Annotated in this window: 12 protein-coding genes and 1 pseudogene; 3 read left to right on the top strand and 10 right to left on the bottom strand. The window is 73.4% G+C overall.

What is annotated here, in order from left to right:
* Nucleotides 1-79: 79 nt before the first annotated feature.
* Both IE124_RS32620 and IE124_RS32615 read right to left on the bottom strand, forming a co-directional pair.
* Complete coding sequence (locus IE124_RS32620) at nucleotides 80-1,471, bottom strand: NAD(P)/FAD-dependent oxidoreductase (protein WP_189513381.1); 1,392 nt, start codon at nucleotides 1,469-1,471, stop codon at nucleotides 80-82.
* Nucleotides 1,472-1,494: 23 nt separating this feature from the next.
* Complete coding sequence (locus tag IE124_RS32615) at nucleotides 1,495-1,872, bottom strand: ArsR/SmtB family transcription factor (RefSeq protein ID WP_150273039.1); 378 nt, start codon at nucleotides 1,870-1,872, stop codon at nucleotides 1,495-1,497.
* Between the two features lie 157 nt (nucleotides 1,873-2,029).
* Between IE124_RS32615 and IE124_RS32610 the strand changes: the two genes are divergently transcribed.
* Nucleotides 2,030-3,934 (top strand): heavy metal translocating P-type ATPase, encoded by a 1,905-nt coding sequence (locus IE124_RS32610; protein ID WP_189513379.1) that lies wholly within the window; start codon nucleotides 2,030-2,032, stop codon nucleotides 3,932-3,934.
* Nucleotides 3,935-3,994: 60 nt separating this feature from the next.
* Here IE124_RS32610 and IE124_RS32605 read toward each other — a convergent pair whose 3' ends face one another.
* From IE124_RS32605 to IE124_RS32590, 4 genes and pseudogenes are all read right to left on the bottom strand, one after another.
* Nucleotides 3,995-4,825: a YhjD/YihY/BrkB family envelope integrity protein gene (locus IE124_RS32605; protein WP_370468856.1), complete on the bottom strand. Its 831-nt coding sequence runs from the start codon at nucleotides 4,823-4,825 to the stop codon at nucleotides 3,995-3,997.
* Nucleotides 4,826-5,091: 266 nt separating this feature from the next.
* Nucleotides 5,092-5,559: pseudogene (locus IE124_RS32600) on the bottom strand (SRPBCC family protein); the annotation flags it as partial.
* Between the two features lie 202 nt (nucleotides 5,560-5,761).
* Complete coding sequence (locus tag IE124_RS32595; protein ID WP_189513375.1) at nucleotides 5,762-6,433, bottom strand: HAD family hydrolase; 672 nt, start codon at nucleotides 6,431-6,433, stop codon at nucleotides 5,762-5,764.
* Between the two features lie 13 nt (nucleotides 6,434-6,446).
* Nucleotides 6,447-7,412, bottom strand: a complete 966-nt coding sequence (locus IE124_RS32590) for an LLM class F420-dependent oxidoreductase (RefSeq protein WP_189513373.1) — start codon at nucleotides 7,410-7,412, stop codon at nucleotides 6,447-6,449.
* A gap of 637 nt (nucleotides 7,413-8,049) precedes the next feature.
* Between IE124_RS32590 and IE124_RS32585 the strand changes: the two genes are divergently transcribed.
* Both IE124_RS32585 and IE124_RS32580 read left to right on the top strand, forming a co-directional pair.
* Nucleotides 8,050-8,205, top strand: coding sequence for a DUF6131 family protein (locus tag IE124_RS32585; RefSeq protein WP_189513371.1), 156 nt, complete (start codon nucleotides 8,050-8,052; stop codon nucleotides 8,203-8,205).
* Between the two features lie 120 nt (nucleotides 8,206-8,325).
* On the top strand, nucleotides 8,326-8,814 hold the full coding sequence (locus IE124_RS32580) for a flavin reductase family protein (protein WP_189513369.1): 489 nt from the start codon (nucleotides 8,326-8,328) through the stop codon (nucleotides 8,812-8,814).
* A gap of 24 nt (nucleotides 8,815-8,838) precedes the next feature.
* Here IE124_RS32580 and IE124_RS32575 read toward each other — a convergent pair whose 3' ends face one another.
* The 4 genes from IE124_RS32575 to cbiQ form a co-directional block, all read right to left on the bottom strand.
* Nucleotides 8,839-9,381 carry a PadR family transcriptional regulator gene (locus IE124_RS32575; RefSeq protein ID WP_189513366.1) on the bottom strand — a complete coding sequence of 181 codons (543 nt, stop codon included), beginning with the start codon at nucleotides 9,379-9,381 and terminating at the stop codon, nucleotides 8,839-8,841.
* 74 nt (nucleotides 9,382-9,455) lie between these two features.
* Entirely contained in the window at nucleotides 9,456-11,492 is a 2,037-nt protein-coding gene (locus IE124_RS32570; RefSeq protein ID WP_189513364.1) for an NADPH-dependent 2,4-dienoyl-CoA reductase, read from the bottom strand.
* A gap of 96 nt (nucleotides 11,493-11,588) precedes the next feature.
* Complete coding sequence (locus tag IE124_RS32565; RefSeq protein WP_229833107.1) at nucleotides 11,589-12,464, bottom strand: ATP-binding cassette domain-containing protein; 876 nt, start codon at nucleotides 12,462-12,464, stop codon at nucleotides 11,589-11,591.
* On the bottom strand, nucleotides 12,461-13,210 hold the full coding sequence (gene cbiQ, locus IE124_RS32560) for a cobalt ECF transporter T component CbiQ (RefSeq protein WP_189513362.1): 750 nt from the start codon (nucleotides 13,208-13,210) through the stop codon (nucleotides 12,461-12,463). The genes IE124_RS32565 and cbiQ overlap by 4 nt, the downstream gene beginning before the upstream one ends.
* Nucleotide 13,211 lies beyond the last annotated feature (1 nt).

Raw genomic sequence — 13,211 nt, 5'->3', positions numbered from 1 at the left:
CACGCACCAGACGCCGCGGGGCCGCCCTTCGGGCGACGACGGGAATGTGACGACACCCCCTAGGGCCTGCCCGAGGCCGCTACGCGTCGCGCCGCAGCGGCGGTCCGGCCGGGGAATCGGCGACCGGTCCGAAGAGCACGGCGCGTGCCACCGCGGGGGCGAACAGCCGTGTCATCGGGGCGGTGAGGTGGAGGGCCTCCCGGAAGGCCGCGCCGACGGCCGGGTCGCCCGCCGCCCGCTCCTGCACCCGGCCCATGTACCAGCCGACCGCCTTGTCCAGCGGCCCGGGCTTCGTCGCGTCGCCGAGGGCGCCGGGCATCTTCTTGTCGGAGCCCGCCGAGATGTCCCAGGCGGGCTTCGAGGCGTCGAGGAGCGCCCGCTGCACCCGCCGGGTGGTCGGGGTGCGCTTCGGGTCGGCGAGCGCCCGGCGCAGGGCGAGGGCGGTGATCGCGGCGACCGCCATGCCCTGCCCGTAGATCGGGTTGAAGGCGCACAGGGCGTCGCCGGTGGCGAGGAAGCCGGCCGGGCGGCGGCCCGGACGGTCGTACCGGCGGCGGATGTTCGCGGTCTTCCGGAAGCCGTGGACGGGGGAGACCGGCTCGGCCGTCGCCAGCCACTCGCTGATCACCGGGTGGGGCATCCGCTTCGTGTACTCCTCGAAGCCGCCCTCGTCCGTCGGCGGCCGGTCGTCGCGCAGCCCCGACAGGGTCACGAGGTGGTGCCCGTCGCCGACGGGCAGCACCACGGCGCCGTACTGCTGGGCGGGGTTGGGCACGATGAAGTACCCCATGGTGTCGCTGTCCAGGGCGCCGGACGGTGCCCGGTAGACCCGCGTGCTGTACGCGAGACCGGTGTCGAGGGTCTCCTCGTGCGGGGCCTCGGCGCCGATGGCCGCCAGCCAGTCCGGAGCCTTCGTGGACCGGCCGGAGGCGTCCACGACCAGGTCGGCCTCCAGGACCCGGGTCTCCTTCTCGGTGCCCGCGCCGCGCTCCCGGAGCCGTACGCCCCGGACGCGCGAGGAGTCACCGACCAGGCCGACCGTCTCGTGGCCCTCGACCAGTTCCACTCGGGGGTCGGCGAACACCCGCTGCCGTACGAGCCACTCGAGCTGCGGGCGCGGACCCGCGTAGAAGTGCAGGGTCGAAGGCGTCCGGTTGAACCACTTGCCGTTCTGCCACTGGACCATGTCCTGGGGCACGCCCACCTTGGGCGCGCCGAGCTCCCGCAGCTCGTCCGTGAACCCCGGGAGCAGCTCGTCGAACGCCCGCTGTCCGCCCGAGATCAGGACGTGGACGTGCCGCCCCTGTGGCACGCCCGGCCGGGCTTCCGGCCCCTCCGGGAAGCGGTCGCGCTCGACGACCGTCACCTTCTCCGCGTGCTCCGCGAGGACCCGTGCGGCGAGGAGTCCAGCGAGACTTCCCCCGATGACCACCGCGTGACGTGTCGCGCGGCGCCCCAAGTCGTCGGCCATGCCCGCCCTTTCGTTGCGTGGATTTACAACTGACCAGTATCCACGGAGGCGCGGGCCGCGTCGCGTGCGCCGAGACGCAGGTGCTCGATGTGGTAGACGGCTTCGTCGAGGAGCTGGGCGACGTGGTTGTCGTAGAGGCTGTACTCGATCCGGCGGCCCTGACGGACTCCGCTGACCAGGCCGAGAGCGCGCAGCAGGCGGAGCTGGTGGGAGACGGCGGACTGCTCCATGTCGACGGCCGCGGCGAGCTCGGTCACGCCGCAGGGGCCCTGGCGGAGCTTGGTCAGGATCATCAGCCGTGACGGGGTGGCGAGGGCCTGGAGGGTGGCGGCGATGGTCGCCGCGGACTCGGCGTCCAGGTGGGTTGCGGGGGTCGTCTCGCCGTTCACTCCGTGTCCCATGCGCTCATCGTAGCCGCGCTTGTATGTCAATACGTGAAGACCTCTTCATGTGTTCGGGTATGGTGAAGCCCCGCATGGCTTTCGCATGGCCTCGCATGGCCCCCGCACAGTCATGCACGCCCCACCCGTACACCCCCGAGAACGAGGTGCTCGCCCCATGGCCCTCCCGGAGCTGGACACCGCCCAGGTCACGACCCCCGCGTCGGTCCCCGTCCGAGCCGTCGGGCGCACCCGCGCCACCGACCTCCCCGAGGTGCGCTGGGCCGCGCTCGCCGCCCTGACCTTCCTCGCGGCCTTCCCCCTCGACCTGGCCGGCGCTCCCGCCTGGGCCTGGGGGCCGCTCTACGCGGTCTGCTACGCCGCCGGCGGCTGGGAACCGGCCGTGGCCGGCCTCCGGGCGCTGCGCGAGCGGTCCCTCGACGTCGACCTGCTGATGGTGGTCGCCGCGCTCGGCGCCGCCGCCATCGGCCAGTACCTCGACGGCGGGCTCCTCATCGTGATCTTCGCCGTCTCCGGAGCCCTGGAGGCCCTCGCCACCCGCCGCACGGCCGACTCCGTACGCGGCCTCCTCGACCTCGCGCCCGCCACCGCCGTACGCCTCACCGGAGCGGAAGCGCGCGAGGAGACCGTCGAGGCCACCGCGCTGAGCCCCGGCGACACCGTCCTCGTACGGCCGGGGGAGCGCCTCCCCGCCGACGGCACCGTCCTCGGCGGCACGAGCGACGTCGACCGGGCGAGCATCACCGGCGAGCCCCTCCCGGCCCCCGTCGCACCGGGCGACGAGGTCTTCGCGGGCAGCCTCAACGGCACAGGCGCACTGCGCGTCCGCGTGGACAAGGACCCCGGCGACTTCGTCGTCGCCAGGATCGTCGCCCTCGTCGAGGAGGCCGGCGCCACCAAGGCCCCCACCCAGCTCTTCGTCGAGAAGATCGAACAGCGCTACTCCGTCGGCGTCGTCGTCGCCACCCTCGCGCTCTTCGGCCTGCCCGTCGCCTTCGGTACGGACCTCACCGAGGCACTCCTGCGCGCGATGACCTTCATGATCGTCGCCTCGCCCTGCGCGGTCGTCCTCGCCACGATGCCGCCGCTGCTCTCCGCCATCGCCACCGCCGGCCGGCACGGCGTCCTCGTGAAGTCCGCCGTCGTCATGGAACGGCTCGGCGCGGTCGACCGGGTGGCGCTCGACAAGACGGGCACCCTCACCGAGGGCGCGCCCCGGGTGACCGCCGTACGCGGGGACGCAACCGCCCTCGCGCTCGCCGCCGCGGCCGAACTCCCCAGTGAGCACCCACTGGCACGCGCCGTGGTCGCCGAGGCCCGCGCACGCGGGCTGCGCCTGCCCGAGGCGACCGACTTCGCCGCCGAGCCGGGCCGGGGCGTACGGGCCGTGGTCGACGGCCATGAGGTACGGGTCCACAGGGCGCCCGGCAACCACGGCGACACCGCCGTCGAGGTCGTCGTCGACGGCGCCCCGGCCGCCGTGCTGGAGTTCTCCGACCGGCTCCGGGAAGGCGCCCCCGGGGCCGTCGCCGCCCTCGCCCGGCTCACCGGCACGGCCCCCACCCTGCTGACCGGTGACAACGAGGGCGCCGCCGTCAGGATCGCCGCGGAGACGGGCATCGACGACGTCCGCGCCGGACTCCTCCCGCACGACAAGGCGGAGGCGGTACGGGAGTGGGAACGGGCCGGCGCGAAGGTCCTGCTCGTCGGCGACGGCGTCAACGACGCCCCGGCCCTCGCGGCCGCCCACACGGGCGTCGCCATGGGCCGGGCCGGCTCCGACCTGGCCCTGGAGACCGCCGACGTGGTCGTCGTCCACGACGAACTGACCGCGATCCCGGCCGTCGTGGCCCTCTCGCGCCGCGCCCGCCGCCTGGTCGTCCAGAACCTGGTGATCGCGGGCACCTGCATCGGCGCCCTGGTCGTCTGGGATTTGGTCGGCCACCTGCCGCTGCCCCTGGGCGTCGCGGGCCACGAGGGCTCGACCGTGCTCGTGGGACTCAACGGTCTGCGGCTGCTCCGGGAAGCGGCCTGGCGACGAGCGGAGAACGCCACGGCCTGAACCGCCGGGTCACCCTCCGCCTGGAACCGCCGGGGCGGTCACCTTCCCCGAACCCCCGGGTCACCTCCGCCACTGCCTCAGCGCGTCCGTCGCGCGGGGCAGTTCGTCGCTGACCAGGCGACCGGTCAGCGCACCCCCGAAGACGACCACGCCGACGGCGACGAGCCAGGTCTGGATGACGAGGAACGCCCCGAAGGGGCCGTAGGTGACCGCGCTGGAAGCGATCAGCGGGGAGAAGACGAAGCGGGAGAAGACCCTCAGTCCGAGCAGTCCGAGCACCGTGGCGACCGCTCCGGGCAGCAGCGCCGGCCACGCCACGCGGCCGCCGAGCAGCAGCCGCTGCGACCACCAGAAGAAGAGGGTGCCGCCGACCAGGGTCAGGGGGCCGCGCAGCGGGACGCCGCGCCAGAAGGACGAGACCGCGAAGAGGTAGAGGGTGCCGATGAGGACGGCGAGCCACAGCACGTGCCGCCAGCGCGCCCGCAAGCGCGCCGGCGCGAGGTCCCAGGCCTTCTCGTAGCCGCTCTGCATCACCGTGCAGAACGAGAGCCCGAACACGGCGAGCAGAGCGAGCCCGAAGGCCGTCGTGGTCCTCCGCACCTGGCCCGGCAGCGCGAACAGCCGCCCGATCTCCTCCCTGGCCGCATCCGACACCCCGAGGGCGTCACCGAGCCACTGCGCGAAGCCCTGCCCGCTCCCCGCGCCCGCCGCGGACACGACGATCAGGAGCGGAACGAGTGTGAGGAACGCGAGTGCCGCGAACCCCAGCGACCGCTGCCACAGCGCGAATTCGCTGACGGGGCCCCAGCGGTGCCCGGCCCGGAACCGGCGGATCCCCCGGAGCATCCGGCCGAGCAGGGAGGGACGCCCCGGGGGAGAGGGGGAGATCATCGCGACCCCCTAGGGTCTGCCTCTGGATCACGCCGGGCTCGCTGCGGACGCCCGGGGCGGAGGGTCGACGCAGGCCGCCGGTGGGGGCGGCCTACGCCGAGAGGCCGGCGAGGAAGAGGTCAGCGCAGTCCGGGGTCGCCGGGCTCGCCGGGGAGCGGCCAGGACTCCTGCCCGCGCGAGGGCGTGCTCTCGGGGCCGGGCGTGCGCATCGGGCCGGGAGCCTCCCGTACGGGCGCGTCGGTCGGAGTCGGCGATGCGGTGGCGCCGGTGGCGCTGTCCGAGGGCCGGATGCGGCCGCGCCAGGCGCCGGTCTCGTGACCGTGCTCCTCCATGAAGCCCTTGAACCGCTTCAGGTCGCCCTTGACCCGCCGGTCCAGGACTCCGAGGGCGTCACCGGCCTTCTCCGCCATACCGGTCGGCTCCATGTCCATCGCCAGGCTCACCCGGGTGTGGCTCTCGTCGAGGCGCTGGAAGGTGACGACGCCCTTCTGCTGGACGTCACCCCCGACCGTGCGCCAGGAGATGCGCTCGTCGGGCAGCTGGTCGACGATCTCGGTGTCGAACTCGCGACGGACGCCGGCGACCTTGGTCTGCCAGTGACAGTGCCGGTCGTCGACCTGTGTGACGTCCTCGACGCCCTCCATGAAGCTCGGGAACGCCTCGAACTGCGTCCACTGGTTGTACGCGTTCCGCAGCGGAACGTCGACGTCGATGGTCTGCTTCACCATGCTCATGGTGCTTCCTCCTGCTCGTCGTCGCGGGACAATGCGGGGTCGCCTCGCGCGTACCCCGTGACACACGGGTCATTCGTGACCTTCCGGGCGGGCGGTCGGCACCGGGCGGTCGGCACCGGGCGGTCGGCACCGGGCGGTCGACACCGGGCCGTCGGCAGCGGCCGTCGACACCGGGCGGTCGACCGTCGGTCCACTCGCCCGCTCAGGCGGACGGCAGCCGGGAGAGCGGGCTGTCGCCGAGGCGGGCCAGGAGCTCGGCCGGGTCGCCGTAGACGGCGGCCGCGCCCGCCTCCTCCAGCTCCGCGCGGGGCGTGCCGCCGCACAGCAGTCCGACACCGGTCACACCGGCACGGGCAGCCGCCTTCATGTCCCAGACGGCGTCGCCGACGAACACGGCGGAGCGGGGCCGCACCCCGACCAGGTCGAGGGCGTGGTGTACGGGATCGGGCGCGGGCTTCCCCCGCTCCACGTCGTCCGACGTCGCGGTGTCGGTGATGGCGTCGTCGGCGTCGACGGCCCGCCGCAGCGCCTTGAGCTCGCGGTCCTGCGCGGAGGTGACGAGGACGACCTTCCACCCGTCGTGCGACAGCGCGCGGAGGAGTTCCGCGGCGGAGTCCAGCGGGGACAGCCGGTCGAAGTACGTGGCGTACAGGGTGTCGTGGGCGGCGCTCAGCCGGTCGTCGCCTTCGTGGTCCCGGTCCTCGCCCAGGAGGTGATCGAGGAGGTCGGCCCCGGGCAGACCGATGGCCCCGTGGATGGCGTGCGCCGGGACCCGGTGCCCGGACTGGCGCAGCGCCTCCCACCAGGAGACGACATGGAGGTGGTTGGTGTCGGTGAGGGTGCCGTCGACGTCGAAGAGAGCGGCGCGGTCCATGGCCGTGGCCTCCTCAGAGCTTCCGGAGCGCGGGCAGGAGCTCGGCCTCGGCCCATTCCAGGAAGGGCATCTGCCGGTCGCCGCCGATCTGGAGCAGGGCGACCTCGGTGAACCCCGCCTCCACGTACGGTCGTACGGCGTCCACGAAGGTCTCCACGTCGTCGCCGCACGGGATGGCCGCGGCGGTGTCCTCCGGCCGGGTGTGCTCCGCAGCCTGGTCGAAGCTCTCCGGTCCGGGCAGCTCCGCGTTGACCCTCCAGCCGCCCAGCGCCCAGCGGAACTGCTCGTGCGCCCGGTTCACAGCGGCCTCGCGGTCGGGGTCGTAGCAGACGGGGAGCTGACCGCTGCGCGGTTTGCCCGCTCCGCCGTGCTCGTCGAAGGCCTTCAGGAGCTCGCCCTCCGGTTCCGTGGCGATCACGAGGTCCGCGAGCCGCCCGGCGAGCGCGCAGGAGCGCGGCCCCGAGACGGCGATCCCGATCGGGGGCGGCTCGTCGGGGAGGTCCCAGAGCCTGGCGTTCGCGGTGTCGAAGTGGGCGCCGTGGTGGGTCACGTCCTCGCCGGCGAACATGCGGCGGATGATCTCGACGGCTTCCTCCAGCATCTCCAGACGCACCTGGGCGGCGGGCCAGCCGGCTCCGACGACGTGTTCGTTCAGGTTCTCGCCCGAGCCGAGCCCCAGCCGGAACCGCCCTTCGGACAGGAGCTGCATCGTGGCCGCCTTCTGCGCGACGACCACCGGGTGGTAGCGGAAGGTCGGACAGGTCACGTACGTCATGAGCGGGATCTCGCGGGTGGCCTGCGCGGCCGCACCCAGGACGCTCCAGGCGTACGGGGCGTGTCCTTGCGCCTCCAGCCACGGGAACGAATGGTCGGAGACGACGGAGAAGTCGAAACCGGCCCGCTCCGCCCCCACGACGTGGGACACCAGCTCACGCGGACCGGCCTGCTCGGTCATCATCGTGTACCCGATTCGTGTCATACCGGGCGACTAGCCGCGATCCCGGGCCGCGAAACGCTCCCTGGGTGCCGGACGGCGGCCCGAGCCGGCGCAGGGCGGGCAGCGAACGCCGGCCGGTGGGCCCGTGATGCCGGCCCGCGGGCCCGTGATGCCGGCCGGTGGGCCCGCGAGGTCGGTCGCCGTGCCACCGCTTGGGCCTCGCGCGGCTGGGCAGGCGCAGCGTGTCGGCTCCCCGGCGCGCGACCCGCGCGCCCATGACGCACCGAGAGGTGGTGATCCACATGCCGTCGACCCCTGCTCCGGAATCCGAAGGCCCGGGCCGCACGCCCGACGGGCCGAACCCCGTCCCGCGGGAGCGGGATCCGGGCGAGAGGACCGACGGGCCGTCGGACCGGACGCACCCGGACCCCGATCGGTCCCCGACGGAGCGACCGACGGAGCGACCGGCGGTCGAAGAGCCCCCTGACTGACGTGGCCTCCCGTCCCGTAGGAGGGCGGCCTTCCGCGCCGAATCCGAGAACGTACGAATTCGGACCCATACATCCCGTGGATCGCGGGCAGACGCGGTCCATGGGTGACGCGAGACAGCGACACCACCGGCCGTGAAGCCCGTGGGCCCACCACGAGCCAGGCTCCCTACGAGAGACCGGGACACACCATGATCCTCGTCGGACTCATTCTCCTTCTCATCGGATTCCTCACCGGAGTCTCCATCATCTGGACCATCGGCATCGTCCTGCTCGTCATCGGGGCCGTCCTCTGGATCCTCGGAGCCGTCGGCCACTCGGTGGGGGGCCGAGCCCACTACTGGTAGCCGACCCCTGCCGGAAGTACCGGTAACCGAGCCCTGCCGGAAGCTGCCTGACGGCGGTCGGTACCTGGCCGCCACGGGCCCGGGTTCCCTGGCCACCACGAGCCCGAGGAGGGAGGCGAGATGCCGGACCTCGGCGACTTCGCCACCGCCCTGGACGACACCATGTACGTGGTCACGGCGGCCTCGGGCGGGCGGCGGGCCGGCTGCCTCGTCGGCTTCGCCTCCCCCTGCTCCATCCGACCGGAACGGTTCGTGGTGTGGCTGTCCACCGCGAACCACACCCACGGCGTGGCACGCGAAGCCCGCCACCTCACGGTCCACGTGCTCGCCCGCGAGCAACGGGCCCTCGCCGAGCTCTTCGGCGGCGAGACCGGGGACCGCGTCGACAAGTTCGCCCGGGTCGCATGGCGGCCCGGGCACGACGGCAGCCCCGTCCTGTCAGAGGTGCGGGTCTGGTTCACCGGCCGGGTCGAGGCGGTCCTCCCGGGTGGCGATCACGAGGGCTTCCTCCTGACTCCCGTCGAGCAGGCGGATCCGGGCGACGAGCCGCCGACAGCACCGCTGCGGTACGGCGACGTCCGCGACCTGGCCCCGGGGCACCCCGCGTGACGCGCCCGGTCGGGCCGCCCGCTCCTACGCCTCCGGCCGTCCGAGCTCCGCCAGCGCACTCGTCAGCCATTCCACCCAGAACCGCTCCAGATCCACTCCGCCGCGCAGGACGAGAAGGCGCAGCCGGTCCGCTTCCGTGCTGCGCCGTTCCGCCGGGAAGTCACGCTCCTCGATCGCGAGGTACTCGGCCAACTGCTCGCGGTGCAGCGCGAGATGGCGCTCCAGCTCGGCCCGCAGCCCCTCGGCCCCGACGATCGCGGCCGCCCGCATCCGCAGCAACAGGGCGGACCGCATCGGCTTCGGGTCCTCGGACCTGGCGACCCAGTCGCCGAGCTCCGCCCGGCCGGCGGGCAGGACCTCGTACTCCTTCTTCTGCCCGCGCGCGGGCACCGGAGCGGGCAGGGCGCGGATGTGCCCCGCCTGCTCCAGCTTGCCCAGCTCGCGGTAGATCTGCTGGTGCGTGGCCGACCAGAAGTAGCCGATCGACTTGTCGAAGCGGCGCGTCAGTTCGAGGCCGGAGGACGGCTTTTCGAGCAACGCGGTGAGGATCGCGTGCGGGAGGGACATGCTCGCATCCTAGGTTCGACGGGCCGGACGGATCACGGTGCGGGGATCACGGCTCCGTGGCCCCCGCACCCGGATCACAGGGTGGCGGCGAGCCGCGTGCCCTGGTCGATGGCCCGCTTGGCGTCCAGCTCGGCGGCGACGTCCGCGCCACCGATCAGGTGCGCCGAGCGGCCGGCGGCGACCAGCTCCTCGTGCAGGGCCCGCTGGGGGTCCTGTCCCGAGCAGAGGACGATCGTGTCCACCGGCAGGAGCTGGGGCTCCCCGTCGATGGTCACGTGCAGGCCCTCGTCGTCGATCCGCTCGTACGACACGCCCGCCACCATGGCGACGCCCCGGTGCTTGAGCTCGGTGCGGTGGATCCAGCCCGTCGTCTTGCCGAGACCCGCGCCGACCTTGGAGGTCTTGCGCTGGAGCAGGTGCACCTGGCGCGGCGGCGCGGTGCGCTCGGGGGCGCGCAGTCCGCCCCGGTTCTCGTACGACGTGTCCACGCCCCACTGGCGGAAGTACGTCTCGGCGTCCTGGCTCGCGCCCTCCCCGCCGTCCGTGAGGAACTCCGCGACGTCGAAGCCGATGCCGCCGGCGCCGATGATCGCGACGCGCTCGCCGACCGGTGCGCCGTCGCGCAGCACGTCCAGGTAGCTGACGACGCTCGGGTGGTCCACGCCCGCGATGTCGGGGGTGCGGGGGGAGACGCCGGTGGCGACGACGACCTCGTCGTAGTCCGCCAGATCGGTCGAAGTGACGTACGTGTTCAGGCGTACGTCGACACCGCGCTCGGCGAGCTGCACGCGGAAGTAGCGGAGGGTCTCGTCGAACTCCTCCTTGCCCGGCACGCGCTTGGCGACGTTGAGCTGGCCGCCGATCTCGGCGGCGGCGTCGAAGAGGGTGACGGAGTGGCCGCGCTCGGCCGCCGACACCGCGCAGGAGAGCCCGGCGGGGCCGGCGCCGACCACCGCGACGCGCTTGGCGAGCCGGGTGGGGGAGAGCACGAGTTCGGTCTCGTGGCAGGCGCGCGGGTTGACCAGGCAGGAGGTGATCTTCAGGTTGAAGGTGTGGTCGAGGCAGGCCTGGTTGCAGCCGATGCAGGTGTTGATCGTGTCGGCGCGGTCCTCGGCGGCCTTCGCGACGAAGGCGGGGTCGGCGAGGAAGGGGCGGGCCAGCGAGACCAGGTCGGCCCGGCCGTCGGCGAGGATCTCCTCGGCGACCTCCGGGGTGTTGATGCGGTTGCTGGTGACGAGCGGGACGGAGACCGCGCCCATCAGCTTCTTCGTGACCCAGGTGTAGGCGCCGCGGGGCACGGAGGTGGCGATGGTGGGGATGCGCGCCTCGTGCCAGCCGATGCCGGTGTTGATGATGGTGGCGCCGGCCGCCTCGATTTCCTTGGCGAGCTGGACGACCTCCTCCAGGGTGGAGCCGCCGGGGACGAGGTCCAGCATGGAGAGGCGGTAGACGAGGATGAAGTCCTCGCCCACGCGCTCCCGGATCCGGCGGACGATCTCCAGCGGGAAGCGGACGCGGTTCTCGTACGAACCGCCCCACCGGTCGGTGCGCTGGTTCGTGGCCGCGGCGATGAACTCGTTGATGAGGTAGCCCTCGGAGCCCATGACCTCGACGCCGTCGTAGCCCGCCTCCTTGGCGAGCTCGGCGCAGCGGGCGTAGTCCTCGACGGTCTGCTCGACCTCGGCGTCGGTCAGCTCGTTCGGTACGAAGGGGCTGATCGGGGCCTGGATCGCGCTGGGCGCGACGAGGGCGGGGTGGTACGCGTACCGGCCGAAGTGCAGGATCTGCATCGCGATCCGGCCGCCGGCGCCGTGCACGGCGTCGGTGATCAGCCGGTGCTCGGCCACCTCCTCCGCGGTGGTGAGCTTGGCCCCGCCGTCCCAGGGGCGGCCGGCCTCGTTGGGCGCGATGCCGCCGGTGACGATGAGGCCGACGCCGCCGCGGGCCCGCTCCGCGTAGAAGGCGGCCATGCGCTCGAAGCCGTGCTCCGTCTCCTCCAGGCCGACGTGCATCGAGCCCATGATCACCCGGTTGGGCAGGGTCGTGAACCCGAGGTCGAGCGGGCTCAGCAGATGCGGGTACGGGGTGGTGGGGGTCGGGGTCGCGGTCATGAGGGCGCCTCCTCGCGCAGGATCGGTCGACCTCAGTCTCGGGGGACCCCCCACCCTTCTGCAACTAGTTGCAGAAGATTCGGAACGTGATGTCTACTACTCGGTAGCAAGCGGCGGGGCGGCCGCCCAGGCATCCAGCTCCTCCGGCGTCCGGGGCTCGGGTGTGTCCGGGGCGAGCAGCCCGTGGGCGCGGAGCAGCCGGGCCACCGACGTGCCCCACGGCCGCCGCAGCCGCGCCGCGTCGAGCAGGGCGTCGTCCGCGAGGAGCTCGGCGACGGGACCCGTCCGCAGACCGGCGGGGGAGAGCACCGCGGCCTCGTCCGCCCAGCGCAGCGCGAGATCCACGTCGTGCGTCGCCATCACCACCGTCGTACCGGATGCGCGGAGCCGCGCGAGGGCGTCGAGGAGCCGCTCCTGACCGTGCGGATCGAGGCCCGCCGTCGGTTCGTCCATGATCAGCACCCGGGGCCGCATCGCCACGGCCCCGGCGATCGCCGCCCGCTTCCGCTGCCCGTACGACAGCAGATGCGTCGGCCTGTCCTCCAGGGCCACGATGTCCAGCGCCTCCAGGGCCTCGCGCACCCGCAGCCGCACCTCTTCCTCCGGCAGCCCCAGGTTCATCGGCCCGAAGGACACGTCCTGGCCGACCGAGGCCGCGAACAGCTGGTCGTCCGGGTCCTGCACCACGAGCTGCACGGTCGTCCGCAGCCGGGTCAGCCCCTTCCGGTCGTACGTCACCTCCGCCCCGTCCAGGAGCAGCGAGCCGCTCCCGCGCCGCAGCCCGCCGCTGAGCAGCCGCAGCAGCGTGGTCTTGCCGCTGCCGTTCCGCCCGAGGAGCGCGATGGCGCGCCCCTCCGCCACGGCGAAGTCGACGCCGGACAGGACCGCCGGCCCGTCCTCGTAGGCGAAACCCGCCTGCACCAGCTCCACCACGGGGGTCGCGGGACTCGTGGGGGTCGTCGGAGACGTCACGGCAGGAACCTTTCGAGTACGAGAGTGAGGGCGACGAGCCCGCAGAGCAGCCCCACGGCCGCAACGAGGAACCGGCGGGAGACCGCGGCGGCGGGCACCAGCACCCGCAGGGTCCCGTCGTAGCCCCGCCCGGCGAGCCCCGACTGCAGGCGCTGCGCCCGGTCGAAGGCTCGCACGAACGAGGTCGCGCCGAGCCCGGCGAGCGAACGCCAGGTCGCCGCCCGGGTGGTGTGCCCGAGCCGGGCGGCCTGCGCCTGCCGGATCTTGGACAGGGAGTCGAGGAGCAGGAAGATGATCCGGTACATCACGAGCGCCACGTCCACCACGGGAGCCGGCACCCCCGCGCGGACGAGCCGGGGGAGCACGTCGGACACGGGCGTCGTGAAGGCGAAGAGCAGCACCCCCAGCGAGGCGGCGGCGGTCCGCAGCAGCAGCTCGCCCGCGTGGACGGGACCGCCCGGCGCGAGGGCCACGAACCCCCGCGCCCCGCCCACCTCGAAGAGCAGTGGCACCGCGCCCGTCACGCAGAAGCCGAGCGGCACGCGGAACGCCCGCCACAGCTGACGGCCCGCGACCCCGGCAGGGCCGAGCAGGACCACGAGCGTGGCCGCCGCGACGAGCACGGCACCCGGCCACGGCGGCAGACACACCGCGCACAGCGTGAGACCGAAACCGAGCAGGGCCTTCTCGGCAGGATGGCGGCGGCGCCAACGACTGCTGTGCGCCGCCGCGTCGATCGGCAGCATG

The sequence above is a fragment of the Streptomyces narbonensis genome (genome assembly GCF_014649015.1).
GTDB classification, from domain to species: Bacteria; Actinomycetota; Actinomycetes; order Streptomycetales; family Streptomycetaceae; genus Streptomyces; species Streptomyces narbonensis.
The sequence above is the reverse complement of the archived record's forward strand: the minus strand, read 5'-3'. Positions and strand labels throughout refer to the sequence as shown.